At 68.1% G+C, this 23,786-nt stretch carries 20 protein-coding genes and 1 pseudogene; 4 read left to right on the plus strand and 17 right to left on the minus strand.

Annotated features, from left to right (window positions below):
- Positions 1–6: 6 nt before the first annotated feature.
- A complete protein-coding gene (locus ACFWUU_RS00705) occupies positions 7–882 on the minus strand; it encodes a LysR family transcriptional regulator (RefSeq protein ID WP_380171524.1) in 876 nt (291 codons plus the stop codon).
- A gap of 100 nt (positions 883–982) precedes the next feature.
- Here ACFWUU_RS00705 and ACFWUU_RS00710 point away from each other — a divergent pair, with 100 nt between their 5' ends.
- Together ACFWUU_RS00710 and ACFWUU_RS00715 are read left to right on the plus strand one after the other, a co-directional pair.
- Positions 983–1,702, plus strand: a complete 720-nt coding sequence (locus ACFWUU_RS00710; protein WP_380171526.1) for an SDR family oxidoreductase — start codon at positions 983–985, stop codon at positions 1,700–1,702.
- Positions 1,703–1,729: 27 nt separating this feature from the next.
- Complete coding sequence (locus ACFWUU_RS00715) at positions 1,730–2,485, plus strand: SDR family NAD(P)-dependent oxidoreductase (RefSeq protein WP_380171528.1); 756 nt, start codon at positions 1,730–1,732, stop codon at positions 2,483–2,485.
- Here the strand turns inward: ACFWUU_RS00715 and ACFWUU_RS00720 are convergent, their stop codons facing one another.
- The 9 genes from ACFWUU_RS00720 to ACFWUU_RS00760 form a co-directional block, all read right to left on the minus strand.
- Entirely contained in the window at positions 2,486–2,857 is a 372-nt protein-coding gene (locus tag ACFWUU_RS00720; protein ID WP_380171530.1) for a VOC family protein, read from the minus strand.
- 34 nt (positions 2,858–2,891) lie between these two features.
- Positions 2,892–4,145, minus strand: coding sequence for an amidohydrolase (locus tag ACFWUU_RS00725; RefSeq protein ID WP_380171532.1), 1,254 nt, complete (start codon positions 4,143–4,145; stop codon positions 2,892–2,894).
- A gap of 73 nt (positions 4,146–4,218) precedes the next feature.
- Entirely contained in the window at positions 4,219–6,042 is a 1,824-nt protein-coding gene (locus ACFWUU_RS00730) for a DUF3352 domain-containing protein (protein ID WP_380171534.1), read from the minus strand.
- A 48-nt stretch (positions 6,043–6,090) separates the two neighbouring features.
- The gene (locus ACFWUU_RS00735; protein WP_233714716.1) at positions 6,091–6,717 is read right to left on the minus strand and encodes a hypothetical protein; all 627 of its coding nucleotides are present in this window, start codon (positions 6,715–6,717) and stop codon (positions 6,091–6,093) included.
- A gap of 33 nt (positions 6,718–6,750) precedes the next feature.
- Positions 6,751–10,299 (minus strand): DNA polymerase III subunit alpha, encoded by a 3,549-nt coding sequence (dnaE, locus tag ACFWUU_RS00740; protein WP_137254547.1) that lies wholly within the window; start codon positions 10,297–10,299, stop codon positions 6,751–6,753.
- Between the two features lie 105 nt (positions 10,300–10,404).
- Positions 10,405–11,055, minus strand: a complete 651-nt coding sequence (locus ACFWUU_RS00745) for a DUF998 domain-containing protein (protein ID WP_380171536.1) — start codon at positions 11,053–11,055, stop codon at positions 10,405–10,407.
- Positions 11,052–11,957 carry an RluA family pseudouridine synthase gene (locus ACFWUU_RS00750; RefSeq protein ID WP_380174245.1) on the minus strand — a complete coding sequence of 302 codons (906 nt, stop codon included), beginning with the start codon at positions 11,955–11,957 and terminating at the stop codon, positions 11,052–11,054. Before ACFWUU_RS00750 ends, ACFWUU_RS00745 begins: the two co-directional genes overlap by 4 nt.
- 32 nt (positions 11,958–11,989) lie before the next feature.
- On the minus strand, positions 11,990–12,553 hold the full coding sequence (lspA, locus tag ACFWUU_RS00755; RefSeq protein ID WP_380171538.1) for a signal peptidase II: 564 nt from the start codon (positions 12,551–12,553) through the stop codon (positions 11,990–11,992).
- A 23-nt stretch (positions 12,554–12,576) separates the two neighbouring features.
- Positions 12,577–13,278 (minus strand): TraR/DksA C4-type zinc finger protein, encoded by a 702-nt coding sequence (locus ACFWUU_RS00760; protein WP_380171540.1) that lies wholly within the window; start codon positions 13,276–13,278, stop codon positions 12,577–12,579.
- A 485-nt stretch (positions 13,279–13,763) separates the two neighbouring features.
- Here ACFWUU_RS00760 and ileS point away from each other — a divergent pair, with 485 nt between their 5' ends.
- On the plus strand, positions 13,764–16,913 hold the full coding sequence (ileS, locus tag ACFWUU_RS00765) for an isoleucine--tRNA ligase (RefSeq protein WP_380171542.1): 3,150 nt from the start codon (positions 13,764–13,766) through the stop codon (positions 16,911–16,913).
- A gap of 219 nt (positions 16,914–17,132) precedes the next feature.
- Here ileS and ACFWUU_RS00770 read toward each other — a convergent pair whose 3' ends face one another.
- The 6 genes from ACFWUU_RS00770 to ACFWUU_RS00795 form a co-directional block, all read right to left on the minus strand.
- A complete protein-coding gene (locus ACFWUU_RS00770) occupies positions 17,133–17,894 on the minus strand; it encodes a DivIVA domain-containing protein (RefSeq protein ID WP_134098310.1) in 762 nt (253 codons plus the stop codon).
- Positions 17,895–18,092: 198 nt separating this feature from the next.
- On the minus strand, positions 18,093–18,398 hold the full coding sequence (locus tag ACFWUU_RS00775; protein ID WP_137254542.1) for a YggT family protein: 306 nt from the start codon (positions 18,396–18,398) through the stop codon (positions 18,093–18,095).
- Between the two features lie 50 nt (positions 18,399–18,448).
- Positions 18,449–18,994, minus strand: a complete 546-nt coding sequence (locus tag ACFWUU_RS00780) for a cell division protein SepF (RefSeq protein ID WP_380171544.1) — start codon at positions 18,992–18,994, stop codon at positions 18,449–18,451.
- 81 nt (positions 18,995–19,075) lie between these two features.
- Positions 19,076–19,789: a YggS family pyridoxal phosphate-dependent enzyme gene (locus ACFWUU_RS00785; RefSeq protein ID WP_380171546.1), complete on the minus strand. Its 714-nt coding sequence runs from the start codon at positions 19,787–19,789 to the stop codon at positions 19,076–19,078.
- Entirely contained in the window at positions 19,786–20,511 is a 726-nt protein-coding gene (gene pgeF, locus ACFWUU_RS00790) for a peptidoglycan editing factor PgeF (protein ID WP_380171548.1), read from the minus strand. Before pgeF ends, ACFWUU_RS00785 begins: the two co-directional genes overlap by 4 nt.
- Positions 20,512–20,520: 9 nt before the next feature.
- Complete coding sequence (locus tag ACFWUU_RS00795; protein WP_380171550.1) at positions 20,521–21,504, minus strand: S41 family peptidase; 984 nt, start codon at positions 21,502–21,504, stop codon at positions 20,521–20,523.
- Positions 21,505–21,560: 56 nt separating this feature from the next.
- On the opposite strand from ACFWUU_RS00795, the gene ACFWUU_RS00800 reads away from it, so the two are divergent.
- On the plus strand, positions 21,561–22,082 hold the full coding sequence (locus ACFWUU_RS00800; RefSeq protein ID WP_380171552.1) for an ArsR/SmtB family transcription factor: 522 nt from the start codon (positions 21,561–21,563) through the stop codon (positions 22,080–22,082).
- A 647-nt stretch (positions 22,083–22,729) separates the two neighbouring features.
- On the opposite strand, the pseudogene ftsZ reads toward ACFWUU_RS00800, so the two are convergent.
- Positions 22,730–23,675 (minus strand): annotated as a pseudogene (gene ftsZ, locus ACFWUU_RS00805) (cell division protein FtsZ); the annotation flags it as partial.
- Between the last annotated feature and the right edge of the window lie 111 nt (positions 23,676–23,786).

Below are 23,786 nucleotides of genomic sequence, written 5' to 3' on the forward strand. Positions count from 1 at the left end.
ACTGCCCTATCGGGCAGCGTTCCAGTCGACGGTCCCGGCCAGCGCGGCGAACTCCTGGATCAGCCGCGAACGCCGGGTGGAGACCCACGCGAGACAGACGCTGTTGTGGGCAAGGTCGGTGACGGGGACGGCGACAACATCGGGGCGACGGTAGAACGTCGCCACGGACAGCGGGATGATCGAGATGCCGCGGCCGGTGGCGACGTGTTCGAGTTTTTCTTCGACGCTGCGCATTGCGGGGATCGGCTTTGCGGTGCGGGTGCGGAGTTCGAGGGCGATGTCGCGCCATTCCGGTACGGCGTCCGGGTCCTGGAGCAGGTGCTCGTCGGCGAGGTCGGCGATGTCGATGACAGGCTTGCCGGCGAGGCGGTGGTCGGAGGGGAGCATCGCGACGCGTGGCTCCTCGAACAGCGGGCGTACGGTCAGCCCGGCCTGGTCGATCGGCAGGCGGACGATGCTGACATCCACCCGCCCGTCGTGCAGTACGTCGACCTGGTCGTTCCAGGTGGTCCGGATCAGCTCGACGTCGATGTCGGGGTGGCTCGCGCCGAACGCGCGGACTGCTTCGGTCACGGTCAGACCCGGCATGAAGCCGATGGTGAACGTCTTCGAGCCGCGTGCCGCTTGGGCCACTGGTCGACGTGTCGCATCTGCCGCGAACAACAGCGGGCCCGCGTCGTCGAGCAGTTGCCGCCCGGCCGGGGTGAGCTCGGTGGCGCGCTTGGTGCGGACGAAGAGTTGCGCCCTGAGCTCGTCCTCGAGCGCCCGGATCTGCCGGGACAGCACCGGCTGCGCGATGTGCAGCCGCTCCGCGGCCCGGCCGAAGTGCAGTTCCTCGGCGACGGCCACGAAGTACCGGAGCTTGCGGAGATCGAGGTCCATAATACCTTCAGGGTATTACAGCGACCGGAACAGGTCTTGGACGGCAGCTGCCCGGCGACCGCATCGTGGAAGGGAATCCCCACCCACGAAAGGTCTTGCCATGTCCTTGCAGAACCAACGCGTCGTGGTCCTCGGCGGTACGTCGGGTATCGGCCTCGCGACCGCCCAACTCGCCGCCGACCAGGGCGCGACCGTGATCGTTGCCTCGAGCAACCCTGAATCGGTGAAGCGTGCTCTGGAGTCCCTGCCCGACTCGGCTTCGGGTCAGGCAGTCGACCTCACCGACGCCGCGGCGGTGACGGAGTTCTTCGCGGGCCTCGACCCGTTCGACCACCTCGTCTACACGGCCGGTGAGTCGCTTGCCCTGCTTGAGGTTTCGTCGATGGACCTCGCCCGGGCTCGCAAGGCGTTCGAGCTTCGCTACTTCGGCGCCCTCGGTGCGGTCAGCGCCGCCGCGTCCAAGATCCGCCCCGGTGGCTCCGTCGTCCTCACGACCGGCGCCGCCGGCGACCGTCCCGGTCCGGGCTGGTCGGTGGCGGCCAGCATCTGCGGAGCGGTCGACTCGCTGGTCCGCGCACTCGCTGTGGAGCTGGCCCCGCTGCGCGTCAACGCGGTCAAGCCCGGCGTCGTCCGCTCGCCGCTGTGGTCGAACATGTCCGTCGAGGACCAGCAGACGCTGTACGACGAGACCTCGCGACTGATCCCGGTCGGCCGGGTCGGCGAGACCCAGGACATCGCGGCGGCGTACGTCTATCTGATGAACCAGGGGTACGCGACCGGCTCGATCGTGTCGGTCGACGGCGGCCATGTGCTGGTCTGAGTTCTCGTCTGAGGCAGAGTGGGTGCTGTGACACGCACTCTGATCACTGGTTCGGCGGACGGCCTCGGGCGGATGCTCGCGCGGGAGCTGGTCGCACAGGGGCATGAGGTCGTGCTCCACGCTCGCAGCGAGCGACGTGCGCGCGAGGCTCTCGCGGCTGTCCCGGGCGCGGCCACGGCCGTCGTCGGCGACCTCTCAAGTCTCGACGAGACGCGGGACGTGGCGCGGCAGGCGAACGAGTCCGGCCGGTTCGATGTCGTCGTACACAACGCGGCGGTCGGGTACCAAGAGCCGCGAAGAGAGACGGTCGACGGGTTGGAGCACGTGTTCGCGATCAACGCGCTCGCGCCGTACCTGCTGACTGCCCTCATCGATAGACCGGACCGGCTGATCTACCTCAGCTCGGGCATGCACCTCGGCGGTGACCTGGTGCTGGACGATCTGCAGTGGGTACGACGGCGGTGGCGTGGAGCGCAGGCGTACTCGGACTCCAAGCTGCACGACGTACTGCTGACCTTCGCCGTCGCCCGGCTGTGGCCGGAGGTGCAGTCGAACGCGGTCGACCCCGGCTGGGTGCCGACCAAGATGGGCGGTCGCGGTGCGCCGGGCGACCTCAGCCAGGGGCACTTGACGCAGGCGTGGCTGGCGACCGCGACGGACACCGGCAGCGGTGGGTATTACTACCATGAGCAGCCGCATCGGACTCATCCACTGGCTTCGGATCGCGAGGCGCAGGAGGGATTCCTGGAGGCCTGCGCCTCGCTCACCGGAGTACGGCTGTAGTCAGAACTGCGAGATGTAGAGACGATTCCCGTCCTGGTCCCGCAGGCTGAACATCGGCGGGACGCCGGGCCACTCGAGCAGCTCGTCGGTGTCCACGCCGCTGTCGAGGAAGTGCTGATGGGCGGCCTTCGCGTCCTGGCTGCCCATCCGGATGCCGGTGTCGACGCCGGCCGGGTTGCCGTCCGACGCCGGCACGAGCGCGATGCTCGCCGCCGAGCCGGCCGGCGCGACGACGATCCAGCGACCGCCGAACTGCGGCAGCGGGGCGTCCATCAACACCTCGAAGCCCAGCGTCTCGGTGTAGAACGCGACCGCACGGTCCTGGTCGGTCACCGGTACGCCGACGGTCCGGATCTCGCTGATGTGGTTCATGGTGGTTCTCCTTCTCGTGAACAGGTGCTTTCACTCAGGAGGTAGAACCCGGTCCCGGCTTTTCGACATCACCCGGCAAAGAATCGAGCCAGTGGCGGGCCGCGGTGACCAGTGCGTTGACGCCGATCTCGATCGTCGGGCTCGGGACCGGGTGGTAGTGCGGCGAGTGGTTGGACGGCAGACCGGCCACGACCTGGACAATCTGCTCCATCGACTCGGCGCCGGCGAACTCGGCCGGGTCGGCCCCGCCGAGCAGCCAGTAGACGATCGGCGCGTCGGCGGACTCGGCGAGAATGCCGACGTCCTCGCTGCCCGTGATCAGGCCCGGGTCGACCACCCGTCCGGCACCGACGACGGACTCCAGCACCTGCTGCGTCCGTTCGGTGGCGGCAGCATCGTTGATCAGGGCGGGCACGGCCTCCAGTCGCTCGACGGTCGGCGGTCGCGGGGCCCCGGCGGCCTGAGCCTCCGCGGCGACGATGCGCTCGATCGCTCCGAGCACCCGGCTGCGCACCTGCTCGGAGTAGCTGCGGACATTCACCAGCAACTCGGCCTTGTCGGGGATGATGTTGGCCTTCGTGCCGGCGTTGATCGCACCGACAGTCAGTACGGCGGTGTCGTTGCCGGCGACCTCCCGGGAGACCACGGTGTGCAGGCGGACGGTGGTCGTCGCCGCGAGCAGGACCGGATCGACCGTCGCCTCCGGGCGGGACCCGTGACCGCCCACACCGAACAGCGTGACGCGCAGGGTGTCGGCGGACGCGAACGAGGGTCCGGGTCGCAACCCCAGCGTGCCCGCCGGGATCGGGGCCACGTGCTGGCCGAGAACGATGTCGGGTTTCGGCACCTTCTGGTACAGGCCGTCGTCGACCATGTCCCGAGCGCCGGCGCCGAGCTCCTCGGCAGGCTGGAACACGACCACCAGCGTCCCGCGCCACCCGTCGCGGTCGGCGGCCAGCTCGACCGCAGCGCCGAGGAGGCACGTGACGTGCATGTCATGGCCGCAGGCGTGCATGACGCCGTCGACCGTGCTCGCGTACGGAAGTCCGGTCTCTTCGGCGACCGGCAAGGCGTCCATGTCGGCACGCAGCAACACCGTCGGCCCGTCGCCCTGACTCAGCACGCCGACGACACCGGCTCCACCGACGCCCTCAAGTACGTCGAAGCCCTGTTCACGCAACCAGCTCGCGGCGATCCCCGCCGTACGGTATTCATCCCCGGACAGCTCCGGGTGAGCGTGCAGATCCTCGTAGGTCGACCGCAACCGTGCTACCAGGTCCCCGTCCATATCCGCACTGTAGACGATCACGAAGAAGCCCCGGGCCGTCCACGTGCGGACGCCCGGGGCTTTCAGCGAGTGGCTACTTCGCGACGACCCGCAGGCTGAACTCGGCCTGACCGTCGCCGGTCGAGCGGGTGACGATGCCGGCCGAGCGGAGCGCCGCCAGGTCCTTGTCGTCGGCGAACCGCTGGCTGAGCGAGCCGATCGACGCGAAGTCGACGTACCCGATCATCAACGCGCCCTTGGTGTCCGGCAGCGCCTGCTTGAAGTTGTCGGTCCCACCGAGGTTGCCGCCCTGCAGCACCTGGTCGGCGTACTCCTTGCTGGTCGAGACCACCAGCGTGTCGTCGTCCTTCGCGGTCTCGATCGGGATGTTGGCCGACGAACGCTGCCGCAGCAGCGAGGTCAGCTTCTGCACCACCGGCTCGGCCTTCGCCGGGTCGGTCTCCATCCGGGCCGCGATCTTCGGACCGTTCGCAGTGTCCTTGTCCATCGCGACCGCGAGGTTCTTGCCGGCCAGGCTCTTCAGGTCGTCCGGCAGCGTCAGGCCGGTCTCCTCGCTGATCCGGTCGAGCATCGGCTTGAGGTTCTCGCCGCCCGCCTTCTGCACCTGCTGCCACGCGGTGTCGATCAGGTTGTCGCCACCGGAGATCGCGATCGCGCCGGCCGTGCTGTCCGGCAGCTTCGTGATCAGGTCGGCGGCGTCGGCGCCCGAGTTCACCTTGATGCTCTTGTCGCCCTGACCGATGCCCTTGAGCTCGACGTACGACGCGTCGAACCGCAGCGCGACCGCCGTCGTGGCGTCGCCGAGGCCGGCGATCTGACCGGAGTCGACCTTGCCGGTGATCGAGGCGATCCCCTTCACGTCCGCCCAGCCCGACAGGAAGCCCTGCTCGCCCAGCTTGTCCATGTCCGCGCTGTACTTCGCGTTCTTGGTCAGCGGGTTGTCCTTGGCGGTCGCAACGGCCGAGTCGACCGTTGCCTGGTCGTCGGACAGCAGCATGTACCCGTCGCTGAACGCGCGGCCCGGCTTCTTGTCCTCGTTCGCGAGGAGCTTGTCCATGCCCTTGTTCGCGGCGTCCTGGTTCTTCACCTGGACCGCGACCACCACGTCCGGCTCGCGCTTGCCGTCGGCCGGCGGGAGCGCGGCGATACCGGCCCGGTCACCGAGCCACGGCTTGATGTCCTTGTCGTAGTCGACGTCGGCGAGGTCGTCACCGGAGGACTTCTTGATCTGCTCGAACAGCTTCTGCCGCAGATCGTCCTTGTCGCCGGTCAGGCCGAGCTTGTCCTTCACCGACGGGAACTTCATCATGAACCGGATCGCGGCGACCTTCTGGCCGGCCGACGGGTTCAGGTCCACGCGGGCGTATGCGACCGCCGTACCCGGCAGCACGTCGGCGGGCTGCTTGCCGCCGGCAAGCTTGCCGTAGGCAAAGATTCCGCCGCCGGCCACGACCAGGACCATCGCGAGTGCGGCGATGATCGGGATCACCTTGCCGCGCTTCTTCTTCGGCTCCGGCTGCCACTGCGGCTGACCACCGATGTGCATCTGCTCGTACGACGCCTGCCCAGGCTGACCGTACTGCGGACCGCCCTGGCCATACTGCTGGCCGTACTGCTGCCCCTGCTGCGGCCCGCCGTACTGCGGCTGACCCTGCTGCGGGTGCATCGGCTGCTGCGGCGGATACCCGGGCTGCTGTCCGTACTGTGGCTGACCCTGGGGCTGTCCCTGCGGCCCCCGCGGCGGCTGACCCTGCTGCGGCGGAACCGGCGGCCGGCCCTGCTGCGGCCACGGGTTCTGGCCCGGGTGCTGAGCTGGATTCTGGCCGGGCGGCGGACCGTACTGCGGACCGCCGGCGCCTGGGTACTGCGGGTTGGGGGGTTGGTTCTGGTCGGACATAAGCTCCCTCGCTGGCTCCGGTGGCCTCACCCGCCGGACCTGCAAAGGCTAGTGGACCGGTGGCGCAGGGTCTGACGCAGGAGGTTGCGAAGTGGTTGCAACCGGAGCAACAGGATCCGCGCGCCACGTCGTGGCGGCGATCACCGCGCACGCGAGCGCAGCGCCGACGAGCCAGGCGGCCACCGGTGTCCAGGTATGCAGCTCGAGCGGCGCTGCGACCAGATCACCCGGCCGGGCGGCGCGCAGCCGCGGCTCGATCGCGTCGTGCCCGAGCAGCATGCCGACGCCCCAGCAGACGCCCCCGCCCAAGCAGGCGCCGAGGGCAACAATCGCCACCGACCACGGACCGTAGTTCCGCAGCCACCAGAACAGCGCTCCACCGAGCACCAGCGCGGCAAGGAATCCGATCGCGGTGAACGTCCCGTCCGGCCCGAAGATCCGGGTCATCTGCTCCTCGCCGAGCGCACCGCCCTGCTCGTCCACGGTGTACTGCGCGAGCGGGGAGAACTCCTGCCACGCCCAGCCGGCCACTACGCCGGCAACCAGGAACACCGCGACCGTCACCAGCACGGCCTTCGCCCACGGCAGCGGACGCTCAACCACCGGCGGTGCACCGAACGGATTACTCGACGCCGGCGCCACGTACGGCGAAGGCTGAGACGACTCTTGACTCACGTCGACAGTGTGCCGCATCGGTTCCAGCGCCGATCAGCTGGCCAGGCAGGACGGACCGAGGAGCGCCTTCAGGTCGGCCATCAGCGAGGCCGTCGGCGTGACCCGGTACTGATCCGCGATCCGCCAGATCTCGGTCTTCTGCCGCGCCTGCAGCTTGAGCTGCACCTCGGTCATCCCCGGGTGCGACTTCAGCACGTCGCGCAGCTGCGTGACCACCGGCGGCGTACACCGGTTGGCCGCCATCGTGATCACGACCGGTCCGCTCGGGCCCTCGGTCAGGTCCGGTACGACGACCTCGTCGCCGCTCAGCTCGAGCCGGTCCTCGCGGCGGCGTACCCGGCCCTTCATCAGGATGATCGCGTCGTTGGTGAGCAGGTGCGCGTGCAGCTGGTACGCCGAGGAGAACATCATCACCTCGATCGAACCTTCGAGGTCCTCGATCGTGACGATCGCGTAGATGTCGCCGCGCTTGTTGACCTTCCGCTGGACCGCGGTCACCAGGCCGCCGATCGTGACCCGGCTGCCGTCGGGGCGGTCCTCGTCGGCGAGCAGCTGACCGATCGTGCAGTCGCTGCCGTTGGTGAGCACGTGCTCGACGCCGAACAGCGGGTGGTCGGACACGTACAGCCCCAGCATGTCGCGCTCGTGCGCGAGCTTGGTGGCCTTGTCCCACTCCTCGATCTCGGGGACGGTGACGGTCAGGCGGCTGTTGCCCTCGCCCTCATCCGCATCGTCGTCACCCATCGAGAACAGGTCGAACTGGCCGTGCGCCTCGTTCCGCTTGAGGTCGATGGCTTCGTCCACGGCCTGCTCGTGCACCGCGACCACGGCCCGGCGCGCGTGGTTCATCGAGTCGAACGAACCGGCCTTGGCCAGCGACTCGATCACGCGCTTGTTGCAGACCGGCAGCGACACCTTGTCGATGAAGTCGACGAAGTCGGTGAACCGGCCCTTCTCCTCCCGGGCCGCGACGATCTCGGCGACCACGTTCACGCCGACGTTGCGGATCGCGGACAGGCCGAAGCGGATGTCGGTGCCGACCGGGGTGAAGTTCGAGTCGGACTCGTTGACGTCCGGCGGCAGCACCTTGATGCCCATCCGGCGGCACTCGTTCAGGTAGATGGCCATCTTGTCCTTGTCGTCCTTCACGGACGTCAGGACAGCGGCCATGTACTCCGCGGGGAAGTTCGCCTTCAGGTACGCCGTCCAGTAGGACACCAGGCCGTACGCCGCGGAGTGCGCCTTGTTGAACGCGTAGTCGGAGAACGGGACCAGCACGTCCCAGAGCGCCTTGATCGACTGCTCGGAGAAGCCGTTCGCCTTCATGCCCTCGGAGAAGCCGACGTACTCGGCGTCGAGGACCTCGCGCTTCTTCTTACCCATCGCCCGGCGGAGCAGGTCGGCTTTACCGAGCGTGTACCCGGCGAGCTGCTGGGCGATCGCCATGACCTGCTCCTGGTAGACGATCAGGCCGTACGTCGTCCCCAGGATCGGCTCCAGCGCGACGGCGAGCTCATCGTGCGGGTAGCTGATCTCCTGCTGCTTGTTCTTGCGGAGTGCGTAGTTGGTGTGGCTGTTCGCACCCATCGGACCGGGCCGGTAGAGCGCGCCGACCGCGGAGATGTCCTCGAAGTTGTCCGGCCGCATCAGGCGCAGCAGCGCACGCATCGGGCCGCCGTCGAACTGGAACACGCCGAGCGTGTCACCGCGGGCCAGCAGGTCGTACGTCGGCTGGTCGTCGAGCGACTTGGCCAGCTGGTCCAGGTCCAGTGTGATGCCGCGGCTGGCCTCGACGTTTTTGACCGCGTCGTCCATGATCGTCAGGTTGCGCAGACCCAGGAAGTCCATCTTGACCAGGCCGAGCGTCTCGCAGCTCGGGTAGTCGAACTGGGTGATGATCTGGCCGTCCTGCTCGCGGCGCATGATCGGGATCAGCTCGATCAGCGGCTCGCTGGACATGATCACGCCGGCCGCGTGCACACCCCACTGGCGCTTCAGGTTCTCCAGGCCGCGGGCGGTGTCGACGATCTTGCGGACGTCCTGGTCGGACTCGTACAGCGAGCGGAACTCGGTGGCCTCGGAGTACCGCTTGTGGCCGGAGTCGAAGATGCCGGACAGCGGGATGTCCTTGCCCATCACCGACGGCGGCATCGCCTTGGTGATCCGGTCGCCCATCGCGAACGGGTAGTCCAGCACCCGGCCGGCGTCCTTGATCGCCTGCTTGGCCTTGATCGTGCCGTAGGTGACGATCATCGCGACCCGGTCGTCGCCGTATTTCTCGGTGACGTAGCGGATCACCTCGGGACGGCGACGGTCGTCGAAGTCGATGTCGAAGTCGGGCATCGACATCCGCTCCGGGTTGAGGAAGCGCTCGAAGATCAGGCCGTGCTGGAGCGGGTCCAGGTCGGTGATCTTCATCGAGTACGCGCACATCGAGCCGGCGCCGGAACCACGGCCCGGGCCGACCCGGATGCCGTGCTCCTTGGCCCAGTTGATGAAGTCGGCGACGACGAGGAAGTACCCGGCGTACCCCTTCGAGGTGATGACCTCGATCTCGTACTCCGCCTGCTTGCGGACCTGGTCCGGGATACCGGCCGGGTAGCGCCGGTGCAGGCCGGTCTCGACCTCGGCGACGAACCAGGACTCCTCGTTGTGACCCTCCGGGCAGGGGAAGCGCGGCATGAACCGGCCCTCGCCCTCGGTGAAGCTGACATCGCACTGCTCGGCGATCAGCAGCGTGTTGTCACAGGCCTCCGGGAAGTCCTTCCAGACCTCGCGCATCTCGGCGGCGGTCTTGACGTAGAACTCGTTCGCGTCGAACTTGAACCGGTTCGGATCCGTCATCGTCGAGCCGGACTGCACGCACAGCAGCGCGGCGTGCGCCTGGGAGTCCTCGGGCTTGGTGTAGTGCAGGTCGTTGGTCGCGACCAGCGGCAGTCCGAGCTCCTTGGCCAGCTTCAGCAGGTCCTTCTGGATGTCCCGCTCGATGCCGAGGCCGTGATCCATCAGCTCGCAGTAGAAGTTCTCCTTGCCGAAGATGTCCCGGAACTCCGACGCGGCCTCGACGGCCTCCTTGTACTGCCCGAGGCGGAGCCGGGTCTGCACCTCGCCGGACGGGCAGCCGGTCGTCGCGATCAGGCCCTGGCCGTAGGTGTTCAGCAGGTCGCGGTCCATCCGGGGCTTGAAGTAGTAGCCCTCGAGGCTGGCCAGCGAGCTCATCTTGAACAGGTTGTGCATGCCGGAGGTGTTCTTCGCCAGCAGCGTCATGTGCGTGTACGCACCCGAGCCGGAGACGTCGTCACGACCGGAGTTCGCGTCGCCCCACTTGACCCGCTTCCGCTCGGAGCGGTGGGTGTGCGGCGTCAGGTACGCCTCGACGCCGATGATCGGCTTGACGTCGTACTTCTTCGCGGTCTTCCAGAACTCGTACGCCCCGAACACGTAGCCGTGGTCGGTCGTCGCGATGGCCGGCTGGCCCATCTCCTGGGCGGTTTTGAACAACTCGTCGATCCGTGCGGCGCCGTCCAGCATCGAGTACTCGGTGTGCACATGAAGATGCACGAAACTGTCGCTGGACCCCATATCGGCGCGGACCTCCCAGGGCGTAAGTGAGCGTGACTGAAGCAGCCTAGTTCGCCCTTCAGACAGTTTCCGAACGGGCTCTCCGACGAGTCCCCAACCCGCCCGCTATCCGGTCAGTCTCAGCACTCGTACGGCGAGCGGTACGACGCACAACGACACCAGGAAGAGCGCGAACCGCTGGGCCAGACCCTGGACCGCGGTGCCGCCGCTGAACACCGTCACGGCCAGCGCGGCGACGATGACGAAGCCGGCGATCCGGGTCGGGCCGGCCAGGTCGCGCCAGCCGTCGAGCGTGCGCATCCGGCGGGAGAGCAGGAACGGCGCGATCACCGTCGCCACGCCGGCGACGACGTACGACGCGAGGTGCACCTTGGCGTGCCAGGAGTCGAAGGACGCCGTCGACACACAGCCGACGTCCGCGTCGCGGCAGTCGAGGCGGAAGAAGGCGTCGCTGAGGTTGTCCCAGCCTGCCAGCGACAAGGCGACCAGCCAGGCGCCGGCGGACTCGCGGCCGTCGGCGGTGCGCAGGGCAGGCCGCAGTACGAGAAGCGCGAACGCGATCGTGAGGACGCCGGCGATGCCGAGGCTGAAGCGGGCCAGGGTCGCGTGGTGGGCGGTGAGCGCCGCGAGGTCGCTGATGTCGTGGCGGGCGGCGTTGTAGCCGTGGCCCTCGATCGCGCCGCCGACGAGCGTGCCGACGATGAAGACTCCCTGCGCGACGATGGTGGCGATCGTCAGCGCCCGGCGGGCCCTCATGTGTCGACGAGCAGGTCCAGGGCTTGGTCCAGGTCGGCCGGGTACTCCGAGGTGAACTCGACATACTCGCCGGTGCCCGGGTGGGTGAAGCCGAGACGCATCGCGTGCAGCCATTGGCGAGTCAGTCCCAGGCGTTCGGCGAGGACCGGGTCGGCGCCGTACGTCAGGTCACCGCAGCACGGGTGGCCGATCGCGGACATGTGGACGCGGATCTGGTGCGTGCGGCCGGTCTCGAGGGTGATCTCGAGGAGCGTCGCGTACCGGAACGCCTCGAGCGTCTCGTAGTGGGTCACGCTCGGCTTGCCGCCGGCCACCACGCCGAACTTGTAGTCGTGGTGCGGGTGCCGATCGATCGGCGCGTCCACGGTGCCGGTGAACGGGTCGGGATGACCCTGCACCAGCGCGTGGTAGATCTTCTTGACCGTCCGCTCCTTGAAGGCGCGCTTGAGGGCGGTGTACGCGTACTCCGTCTTAGCGACCACCATCAGCCCGGACGTGCCGACGTCGAGCCGGTGCACGATGCCCTTGCGCTCGGCCGCGCCGCTCGTGGAGATGTTGAACCCCGCGCCGGCCAGATGGCCGATCACGGTTGGGCCGGTCCACCCGGGCGACGGATGCGCGGCGACCCCGACCGGCTTGTCGACGACGACGATCTCGTCGTCGTCGTACACGATCCGCAGGTTGTCCACGGTCTCCGGTACGACGGTCACCTCGGACGGCGGCGCCGGCAGCTCGACGTCGAGCATCACCCCGGCGGTGACGCGGGCGGACTTGGGCGCGGCGACGCCGTCGACCTGGACCAGGCCGGACTCGATCAGCTCCGCCGCCTTGGTCCGGGACACGCCGAACAGCCGGGACAGCGCCGCGTCGAGCCGCTCCCCCGCGAGTCCGTCCGGCACCATCACGGTCCTGGACGTCCCTGAGGTTCCAGATGTCACCGCCGCTGCTCCCGGGTCCCGTCGAGCTTGACCCCGCGCAGCGTCTGGATCACCAGCAGGATGGCGGCCGACGTCACCGCCATGTCCGCGACGTTGAAGATCGCCCAGTGCGGCGTCTGCAGGAAGTCGACCACGTGCCCGTGGAAGGCCGACGGCTCGCGGAAGATCCGGTCGATGATGTTCCCGACCGCGCCGCCGAACAGCAGCCCGAAGGCGACCGCCCAGCCCGCCGACCCGAGCCGCCGGGACAGGTACACCACGCCGATCGCGACGGTGATCTGGACCGCCGAGATGTACGGCGTGTAACCGGTCCCGAGACTGAACGCGGCGCCCGGATTCCGGATCAGGTTGAACTTGAGCAGGCTCCCGATCACGTTCACCGGCTCACCGGGCGTGAGATGAGCCAAAGCAAGCGCTTTGGTGATCTGGTCGAGAAGCAGGATCAACAGCCCGACCCCGCCGAACAGCCCGATCCATTTCCACGACCGGGTCGACGGAGGAGACGGCGGAGAACCGGCCGACGATTCGTCGGCCGGTTCCGTTGGTTCTGCGTCTCCCACCTGGTGAGACGAGGTGGGGTCGTTCAGCGGCGTTCCTGGCGTTCTTTGCATGACACGCACAGTGTCGCACGCGGGAACGCCTGCAGCCGACCCTTGCCGATCGCGTTGCCGCAGTTCTCGCAGACGCCGTACGTGCCGTCGTCGATCCGGGTCAGCGCGAACTCGATCTGGTTCAGCATGTCGCGGGCGTTGTTGGCCAGCGACAGCTCGTGGTACCGCTCCAGGGTGGTCGACCCGACGTCGGCCTGGTCGTTCCCGGCGCCGTCGCTGCCGTCGCGGAACAGGCCCGCGATCTCCTGCTCGGCGTCGCGAATCTCTTCCTTGAGGTGCTCGACCTCACCCTCGAGTTCCGTGCGGAGCTCGGCGAGCTCGGCAGCGGTCCACGGATCCTCGCCCGGCTTCACCTTGAAGGTTTCGGCCGTATGTGCAGCGGACTTCGCCGGCGCCGTGGCCGGGGTCCTGTTCTCGTTCGTCTTCATGGCCACCCTCTTCGTCTGGGCTTCCTTGGCAGGGATCTTCTTGGCCGGAGCCTTCTTGGCCGCGGTGGAAGTCGACGCCGACTTCTTCGCGGGAGTCTTCTTGGCCGGCGAGGCCTTCGCCGGGGTTTTCCGTGCCGGGGCTTTCCGGGCCGTCGTTTTCTGGACCGGCTCGGACTTCTTCGCGGCGCTCTTCTTGGCCGCGGCAGAACGTTGGGGGGCGGACTTCTTCTGTGCCGATGTAGCCATGCTGATCAGCTACCCCCTGCCTTCGTCGGAGACTGAAGCGGACTGGTCGCAAGACAGTAGGCCACGTGATCACCACGTGCCAGCCCGACGCGCAGACCGTGGACATACGGTAGTCGGTTCTTCAAGTCCGCTCGATGTTCCGCGCGTCACAGCCTCGTCTCAGCGACTACGCTATGTCACCGAACGTTTCAGTCGGCTCATCGGCCACTCCCCCAAGAACGATTAACGATTCGTAGTCAGCTGGTACGACGCCGTACACTGACAACCGCGATCCGCAAGGCATTGATGGGGCCATCACCCCGGAGCCGCCGGAAGAACGGTCTGTAAGGGACCTATTAGAACCGGCAGCGGCAGCAAAAGGAAGTGGGTATCTCGCGGAGGGATACCAAGGAGGGTGGTACCGCGCGGCTCCCGGCTGGTCCGGGTGCTTCGTCCCTCGCCACAGCAGCTCAGCAGCAGCACTGGCGACGAAGGACGACGGACAGATGGCGGCAGAAACCCCTCACACCCCTTGGCGGCAGGTTCCCGCCCAGGTCGACTTCCCCGCGCTCGAGCGCGAGGTGCTCACCCTCTGGGACGAGCACGACACCTTCGCCAAGAGCCTCGAGCAGTCCGCCGGCGGTCAGCCGTGGACGTTCTACGAAGGCCCGCCGACCGCGAACGGGATGCCCGGCACGCACCACATCGAGGCCCGCGTCTTCAAGGACGTGTTCCCGCGCTACCGGACCATGAAGGGGTTCTGGGTCGAGCGCAAGGCCGGCTGGGACTGCCACGGCCTCCCGGTCGAGGTCGCGGTCGAGAAGGAGCTCGGCTTCAGCGGCAAGAACGACATCGAGGCCTACGGCATCGCCGAGTTCAACGCCAAGTGCCGCGAGTCGGTGCTGCGGCATGTCGACGCGTTCAACGAGCTGACCGTCCGGATGGGTTACTGGGTCGATCTCGAGCACCCGTACAAGACGATGGACCCGGAGTACGTCCAGTCGGTCTGGTGGTCGCTCAAGCAGATCCACGACAAGGGCCTGCTGGTCGAGGACTACCGCATCACGCCGTACTGCCCAAGGTGCGGCACCGGACTGTCCGACCACGAGCTCGCCCAGGGGTATGAGACCGTCGTCGACCCGTCGGTGTACGTCCGCTTCCCGCTGACGTCCGGTCCGCTCGCGGGCAAGGCGTCGCTGCTGGTCTGGACGACGACCCCGTGGACCCTCGTGTCGAACACGGCCGTCGCCGTACACCCCGACGTCGAGTACGTCGTCGCCACGGACGGCGTGGAGTCGCTGGTCGTCGCCAAGCCGCTGCTGGACCGGCTCGGTGAGGGCTGGACGGTGACCAACGAGTACGTCGGCCGCGAGATGGAGCTGTGGAACTACCAGCGGCCGTTCGAGCTCGTCCCGTTCGACGAGCCGGCGCACTACGTCGTACTCGCGGACTACGTCACCACCGAGGACGGCACCGGTCTGGTGCACCAATCCCCCGCGTTCGGTGCGGATGACCTCGCGGTGGGCCGCTCGTACAACCTGCCGGTCGTGAACCCGGTGGACTCCAGCGGCCACTTCAACGCCGACGTACCGCTGGTCGGCGGGCAGTTCTTCAAGAAGGCCGACGAGGACCTGGTCAAGGACCTCGACGCGCGCGGTGTGCTGTTCAAGCACGTGCCGTACGAGCACCCGTACCCGCACTGCTGGCGCTGCCACACCCCGGTCATGTACTACGCGCTCCCGTCCTGGTACATCCGCACCACGCAGGTGAAAGACGCCCTGCTCCGCGAGAACGAGCAGACCAACTGGTATCCGGACTCGGTCAAATGGGGCCGGTACGGCGACTGGCTGCGCAACAACATCGACTGGGCCGTCTCCCGTTCCCGTTTCTGGGGTACGCCGCTGCCGATCTGGCGCTGCGCCGACGACCACCAGGTCTGCGTCGGCTCGCTGGCCGAGCTCGGCGAGCTCGCCGGTCGCGACCTGAGCGCCACCGACCCGCACCGGCCGTACGTCGACGACATCACCTTCGACTGCCCGCAGTGCGGTCAGGAGGCACGTCGCGTGCCCGAGGTGATCGACGCCTGGTACGACTCGGGCTCGATGCCGTTCGCGCAGTGGGGCTACCCGTGGGCGGAAGGATCGAAGGAGAAGTTCGCGCAGAGCTACCCGGCCGACTTCATCTCCGAGGCGATCGACCAGACCCGCGGCTGGTTCTACACGCTGATGGCGATCGGCACGCTGGTCTTCGACGAGTCGTCGTACCGCAATGTCGTCTGCCTCGGGCACATCCTGGCCGAGGACGGCCGGAAGATGTCCAAGCACCTCGGCAACATCCTCGAGCCGATCCCGCTGATGGACGACCACAGCGCGGACGCGGTGCGCTGGTTCATGGCCGCGTCCGGTTCGCCCTGGAAGGCGCGCGGCATCGGGCCGAACGTGCTGAACGAGATCGTCCGGAAGGTGCTGCTGACCTACTGGAACACGGTCGCGTTCCACGCGCTGTACGCCCGGCTGGCCGGCTGGTCGCCAACGGACGCACCGTCCGTCGCCGACCGCTCGGTGCTGGACCGGTGGCTGGTGAGCGAGACGCACCGGCTGGTCCGCGACACCGACGAGGCGTACGCCGCGTTCGACACGCAGCGGCTCGGTCTGCTGATCAACTCGTTCGTCGACGTGCTGTCGAACTGGTACGTCCGCCGTTCGCGCCGCCGGTTCTGGGCCGGTGACGCCGGCGCGCTGGCGACGCTGCACGAGACGCTCGAGGTGCTGACCCGGGTGATGGCGCCGCTGACGCCGTTCGTCACCGAGCGGGTCTGGCAGGACGTGTTCCGCCCGGTCACGCCGGAGCTGCCCGAATCGGTCCACCTGTCGAGCTTCCCGACGTACGACGAGACGCTGATCGACGACGTCCTCGCGCAGCACGTGTCGATGGCCCGCCGGGTCGTCGAGCTCGGCCGGTCGGCCCGCGCCGAGGCGAAGGTGAAGACGCGCCAGCCGCTGGGCCGTGCGCTGGTCGGATCGGCCGCGATCGCGGACCTGTCGCCCGAGCTGCTGCAGGAGATCGCCGACGAGCTCAACGTGGGTACGGTCGAGCCGTTGTCCGCCGCGGGTGCGGATCTGGTCGAGTTCTCTGCCAAGGGCAACTTCCGCGAGCTGGGCAAGCGGTTCGCCAAGCAGACGCCGGTGGTCGCGGCCGCGATCGCCGCCGCGGATGCCGGTGCGCTCGCGGTCGAGCTCAAGGAGACCGGGTCGGCGAGCGTCGTGGTCGACGGCGCGGACGTCCGGGTGAGCGAGTCCGAGGTACTGCTGTCCGAGCGGCCGAAGGAAGGCTGGTCGGTGGTCAACGAGCAGGGCGAGACCGTTGCCCTCGACCTCGAGGTGACGCCGGAGCTGCGGCAGGCCGGCCTGGCCCGCGAGGTGGTCCGGACGTTGCAGGAGGCCCGGAAGAACGCCGGCCTCGAGGTCTCGGACCGGATCAAGGTCTGGCTGACCTCGACCGACGCCGAGCTGTCCGATGCCCTGGGCAAGCACGCCGACGAGATCGCCCGCGAGGTGCTCGCCGTCGAGCTGAACCAGTCCGCCCCCTCGGAGGCAGACGTTGCCAGCGGCACCGAAGAGGACCTGCAGCTGAGCTACTGGCTGACCAAGGCGTAAAAGCCGTACGGCGCGGGCCCGCACTTCCGGGCTCGCGCCGAGCTGTTCCGTGGTGTGTTCCCCGATGGACCGGCCGGGGAATCACCCGCACTTCTCAGACGTACATCTCTCGCCTGCCCTGACGCCCTGTCACCACGGTGGGACCGTGTGTCAGAAGTGTCCAGACATGACGAAGAGGCGGTGCCGCCGGAAAGCACCGCCTCCTCAACGAGGTGTTATTTACACGCCGTGACCGTGAGCCTGGGCGCGGGCCTCCGGGCGGAAGCCGTTGCGCGGGCTGAGCGTGTCGTCGCCGTTGCCGAGCGCCTTCAACTGCTCGGTGAAGTACGTCTTCAGGCGGCTGCGGTACTCACGCTCGTACGCGTGCAGGTCGTCGATCGTGCGCTCGAGCTGACCCTTCTGCTTCTCCAGGGTGCCGAGCATCTGCGCACGACGCTCCGCGATCTCGCCGTCGAGCTTCTCGGCGCGGGCGCGGGCCTCACCGGTCATCCGGTCGGCCTTGCCACGCGCCTCGTTCTCCAGGCGCTCCGCCTTGGCGCGGGCCTCGCCGATGATCTTGTCGGCGGTGTCCTTCGCCTCCTGGACCAGGTCGTCGGAGTGCTTGGTGGCCATCTCCAGCAGCCGGACGGCCGAGCTGGAGGCGTCGCCGACCGAGCCGGCCGCCGCAGCTGCACCAGCCGCCGCGACCGCGGGCATCACCGGGGGCTTCTCCTCCGGCTTCTCGACCACGACCGGGGGCTTCGGCTGCTGCACGACAGGCGGCAGGGCGGCGGTCTGGTCGACGACCGGCCGCTGCTGGTCCGCACCCGCGCGCTGCGCCGCCGCGAGCTTGGCCCGCAGCTCCTCGTTCTCGGCGAGAAGTCGCTCGAGCTCTGCCTCGACCTCGTCGAGGAAGGAGTCGACCTCTGTGACGTCGTAGCCCTCCCGTAGTCGGACGGGCGTGAATTGCTTCGAGCGGACGTCATCCGGCGTCAGCGGCATCTTTCACCTCGTTTGTCTGTGTCTTGGCGGAGTCCCCGTAGTGTTGCACCCCGGCGACTCAGTAGATCACGTTATCGCTTCGTTGTCTTATGACGGAATCCGGGCGGTCGACAACGGTCCTGCCCAGCGGAGCGGCCCCGTAGATACGGCCCCGTTTTTCCCGAGACTCTACCTACCCAGTCCTCGCCGTTCTCACCCTCACAACGACCGTAGAGCCGTTGAGTTGATGGACATCGCCACCGAAACGATGACGAACAGCATCAGCATGGACAGGTCGATCCGCACCCCGCCGGCCCCGATCGGGGGCAGGATCCGCCGGAGCGGTCGCAGCAGCGGATCGGTGATCGAGTAGATCAGCTCGAAGAACAGGAGCAGTGGGCCCTTGGGGTGCCACTGGGGCGCGAACATGACGATCAGGCTGAGCACGAACCTCGCCACCAGTACCAGGAAGAAGGCGAGCAGCACCCAGCTGAGGACACTGAGGACGAGCGCTAGAGCATTCATGTCGTCAATGAGTGTAGAAGACGGCGGAAGGCCAGGAACCAACCAGAGCGTCAGCTCTGGTTGTAGAACCCGTCCGCGGCGATCTTCTCCTTCTCCTCGGCGGCGACCGTGACGTTCGGCGGGCAGACCAGGAACACCTTGGTGGTGATCCGCTCGATCGATCCACGGCAGCAGAAGATCAGCCCGGCGGCGAAGTCGACGAGTCGCTTGGCGTCGGCGTGATCCATCTCGGTCAGGTTCATGATGACGGGGGTGCCGTCGCGGAAATGCTCACCGATGACGCGCGCCTCGTTGTAGCTGCGCGGGTGCACGGTGGTGATGCGGGCCAACTCGGTAACCTCCGGGGACGGCGCGACCCCGCGCCGGTCTGGGAACTTGCTGACCGTCGCGCCGCTGGTGGTCTCGCGGTCCTCGCGAGCTTCGCGGCTCTCCCGGCCGGCAGGTACCGGCTCGGTCTCGTGGGAGTCCCCGTCAACATCGTCGACTGCGTCGTCGTCGTACTCGTCGTACTCGTAGTCGTCGTACCGCGCGTTGTAGCGCTCCCCGTCCTCGACCAAGCCGAGGTACACACCCATCTTGCGCAGTGCGCCGCTCATGGCCCTCCAGCACCTCGATCCGGTTCGACGGTGAAACGACAACAACGGTGAGCAGGAAGCAAAACCTGCTCGATGTCGACACTAACCGAGTGGAGGACGCGTACCGAGTAAGGCGCGCCCGAGCCGGACGTGTGTCGCACCGTGCTTGATCGCGGCTTCCAGATCGCCGGTCATCCCGGCCGAGATCCAGTCGGCGCCAGGGTGTTCGGAGCGTAGCCGCGACGCTACTTCCCGCAGTCCGGCGAAGGCTTCGCCGGGGTCCGATCCCAGCGGAGCGACCGCCATCACCCCGCCGAGCTCCAGCCCGTCCGCGGCCGCGATCTCCGCGGCCAGATCGGGTACGTCGGAGGGCTCGACCCCGCCCCGACCGGCGCCGGTCGCCGCCTCGGCCGATCCGTACGCCGCAAGGCTCACCTGGATCAGGCAGCGCAACGTCTTCTCCTCAGCGACCGCGGCCTTGGACAACGCTTCGACGAGTGACGACCGATCGACGGAGTGCACGATCGACGCGTTCCGCACAACGGACCTGGCCTTCTTCGACTGCAGCTGGCCGACGAAGTGCCAGGTGAGGTCCGGACACTCCGGCGCCTTCACCTTGAGCTCCTGCTCGCGGTTCTCGCCGACGTCCCGGACTCCGAGGGCCGCCAGCGCCCGTACATCGCTGACTGGGAAGGTTTTGGTGATCGCGACAAGGGTGACCTCGTCCCGGGATCTCCCGGCCGCCTGACAGGCCTTCTCGATCCGCTCCTGAACCTGCAGCAAGTTGCTGCGCAGCTCGTCGGCGCGATCCGTCATGGCGTCACCAGTTTGATCAGCCCCGCCATCCGGCCGCTGGTCGGACCTTCGCGACGGTACGAGTACAGGTTCTCGGACTCGATCGTGCACGCGGTCGCGTCGACCACCTCGACGTCGAGCTCGGCCAGTTGCGCCTTCACCCCGGCCGCGACGTCGAGAGCCGGCGTCCCCCAGCTCGTCTCGGAGTACGCCGCCGGCACGCGCTCCGCGACCTCGGCGCGCATCTCCTCAGGAACCTCGTAGCACTTCCCGCACGCATACGGCCCGAGTACGGCGGTGATGCGCGAGGCGCCGAGGTCCCGCATCGCGTCGACGGTCGCCGGCACGATGCCGACGTACATGCCCTTGCGTCCGGAATGTGCCGCGCCGATCACGCCGTCGCCGACCAGCAGCACCGGCAGGCAGTCTGCGGCGCGTACGGCGAGCACGACATCGGAACGCGTCGTGACGAGCCCGTCAGCCTTCGGGTTCTGCTCGAGCGGCAGGTTGTCGTCCGGGCCGACGACGTGGACGTCGCGGCCGTGGACCTGGCTGACCCGGACGACCGCGTCCGGCTCCACGTCGAAAGCGGTCGCCACCCGGCGGAAGTTCTCGGCGATCCGCTCGGCGTCCTCGCCGTACCCGCCGAGATTGAATTCGCCGTACGGCGGTTTGCTGGCGCCGCCGTACCGATCCGTGAAGACGACCCGGGCGGGGATGCGAACCTCGTCGTAGCCGAACACGTCTGAAGGTTATCCAGCCACAGCGACCGGACCCAGTACTGTCCGCGCCTCGTCGGTCACACTGTTGCGCTCCGGCTCTGCCGGCAGCCCGATCACGTGCTCGGCCGCCCGGCGATACGCCTCTGCGAACGCCTGCTCGGCAGGGACCGTGAGATCGGGAGTGACGCCGGTGCCCTCCCAGTTGGTCCCGGAGACCTGGTTGACCGAACGCGCCACCGGCACCGAGGCCTCGAGCTGCTCGTGCAGCTTGAAACCGCGGCGTGGGTGCGCGCCTCCACCCGTCTGTTCGCCCACGATCGTCGCCCGCTTGAACTGCTGCAGGTTGTACGCCAGTTCCTCACCGCCCGAGAACGTCGCCGGGCCGGTCAGCACCCAGATCGGCTTGTCCTTGCTGAACCGCGGACCCGGAACGTACGCCGATGTCCAGAACTGCCGCGTGGTTCCGTCGCCCGGGTTCACCAGGTCCTGCAGGTGAACCGGCTCGTCGGAGTCGAGCAGGTAGGTGCAGATGAACGCGACCTGATCCGGTGATCCGCCGAGGCAACGGCGCAGGTCGAGGAGCAATGCGTCGGTCGATGCGAGCAGTGACAGCGCGGCCGTGACCGCCGAGCCGGCGAGCTCGGGCGGATAGAGCAACGGGCGGATCTCCAGCAGGCCGATGTTGCCGTCGAGCCGTTCGATGCGCGCCATCCCGCCGGCGTCGAGCTCGGCCCGCCGGCGCCAGTGCGCCTCCTCCGCCGCCGGGTCCGTCTCGTCCGGCAACCCGTCGCGGCGGAAGATCAGCCGCAGATGCTTGTCCCGGTTGCCGAGCTGCAGGTCGGCGGTGACCCGTTCGGCCAGTTCCTCCGGGGTCCGGAGCTCGTCGTACCGGCCGTCGGCGACCGCCGTCGCCAGCCGGTCCCTGACCTCGGCGCCGACCTCGGGGAAGACGTAGTGCTCGCCGACCAACGCGCCCAGCCGGCCGAGAACGGCTCTGATCTCTTCGATGTCCATGGCAGGAGTAGAGCATCCGGATTGACAAAGCGTCAAGAATTCTAGACGCTTTATTCATGGCCGAGATCGTGGATCACCTCGAGGTGTCGAGCGCCGCTCAGTTCAAGGCGCTCGGGCACCCACTGCGGCACCGTCTGCTGTTCGCGCTGGGCCAGGAAGCGGCGACGATCAGCCAGCTGGCCGCAGCACTCGGTACGGCGAAGGGCAACGTCGCCCATCACCTCGGCGTACTTCGTGACGCCGGCATGGTCCACGTCGCAGAGACGCGGCAGGTCCGTGGTGGGACCGAGCAGTACTACCGCCGGTCCGTCCGGCGGTTCGGCTTCACCGGCGAAGGCGCGCGGGCGAACAACACCGTCGCGCTGCAGGCGATCGCGGCGGACCTGGAAACGGCCGATCCCGACCCGATGTTCACAGTCCGGAACCTCCGGCTGACCGCAGCTCAGGCCGAAGAACTCGCCGAAACTCTGAGCGGGCTGGTCGACGGGCTCACCGATGCCGGTCCGGACGAGGCGCGGTACGGCGTCGTCGTATCGGTCTACCGCCCGCGCCAGGCTCAGCCGCCGACCGACGGCTGAGGTCTCCGGTTACTTCAGGAAGTCCGGGATGTCGAGGTCTTCCTCGGGCTCCGGCTTCTTCGGCTTCGGGGTGCTGGACTGCGGTGGCTGGCTGGACTGGCTGCCTGCCGAAGTGCTCGGACCGTGCGTCGGCCAGGAGTGCTGGGTCGACGGTGCGGTCGGCGACGCCGGAGTGTGCGGCGCGGACTGACCTGGCTGGACCGTGCGGACCGGGTCGCCGGGCTGCGGGCGAGCGGAGTTCGTCGTACCGACGCCGTTGCGCGGCTCGGTCGGCGCGGGCACCGGGACCGTGTCGTCGGTCGGAGTCGGCTGCGGGGCGGACGACTGCGCCGCCTGGTTCGAAGCCGGCTGCTGGCCCGGCACCGAATGCGTGGGCACAGACTGCTGACCGTTGGACGTGGGCTGCGCAGGAGCCGATTGCCCTGTCGCGCCAGGAGCCTGGCCCGCACCCTGCTGCCCGCCGGTGAACTGACCGCCGGTCCCGGGCTGGCCCGACTGCTGGCCGGGAGCCTGACCGCCGGGCTGGTTGCCTTGCTGGCCGGACTGTGACGTCGAGCCGCCTGACATCGGGGCCGAGTAGCTCTGGGAGGCTGGTCGCGAGGACTGCGGGCGGGCCTGGTTCATCGCCTGCTCGCGGCGCTTGGGCATGCCGCCGTCGAAGCCGGCCGCGATCACCGTGACGCGCACCTCGTCGCCGAGGGCGTCGTCGATGACCGCGCCGAAGATGATGTTCGCGTCCGTGTGCGCGGACTCCGACACCAGTTGGGCCGCCTCGTTGATCTCGAACAGGCCCAGGTCGGACCCGCCCGCGATCGAGAGCAGGACGCCGTGCGCACCCTCGATACTTGCCTCAAGCAACGGAGACGAGATGGCCGCCTCCGCGGCCGCGACCGCGCGGTCCTCGCCGCGGGACGAGCCGATACCCATCAGCGCGGAGCCGGCGTTCGACATGACTGCCTTGACGTCGGCGAAGTCCACGTTGATCAGGCCGGGCGTGGTGATCAGGTCGGTGATGCCGGAAACACCCTGCAGCAGCACCTGGTCGGCCTGCTTGAACGCGTCCAGCACGGACACGGCGCGGTCGGAGATCGTCAGCAGGCGGTCGTTCGGAATCACTATCAGCGTGTCGACTTCTTCGCGGAGGGTGGCAATGCCGTCCTCCGCCTGGGTCGCGCGCCGCTTTCCCTCGAAGGAGAACGGCCGCGTGACGACACCTATCGTCAACGCTCCCAGCGAGCGGGCGATCCGGGCCACGACCGGCGCGCCGCCGGTCCCGGTGCCACCACCCTCGCCGGCGGTGACGAAGACCATGTCGGCGCCCTTCAGCGCCTCCTCGATCTCCTCGGCGTGGTCCTCGGCGGCCTTCTGCCCGATCGCCGGGTTCGCACCGGCGCCCAGACCACGGGTCTCCTCGCGGCCGATGTCGAGCTTGACGTCCGCGTCGCTCATCAACAGCGCTTGCGCGTCGGTGTTGATCGCGATGAACTCAACGCCCTTCAGACCGTGCTCGATCATCCGGTTGACGGCGTTCACGCCGCCCCCGCCGATACCAACGACCTTGATGAGTGCCAGGTAGTTCTGCGGTGCCGCCACGTCCGCGCCTCTCGCCTCGTTCGTTTCCCGTTGTCCAGCGAAAAGACTGAACCTCAAGTGAATGCTTAGAGTTATGTCAACTTTAGATTACGACGCACGGTACGGGACGCC

The sequence above is a fragment of the Kribbella sp. NPDC058693 genome, assembly GCF_042715335.1.
GTDB lineage: Bacteria > Actinomycetota > Actinomycetes > Propionibacteriales > Kribbellaceae > Kribbella > Kribbella jiaozuonensis.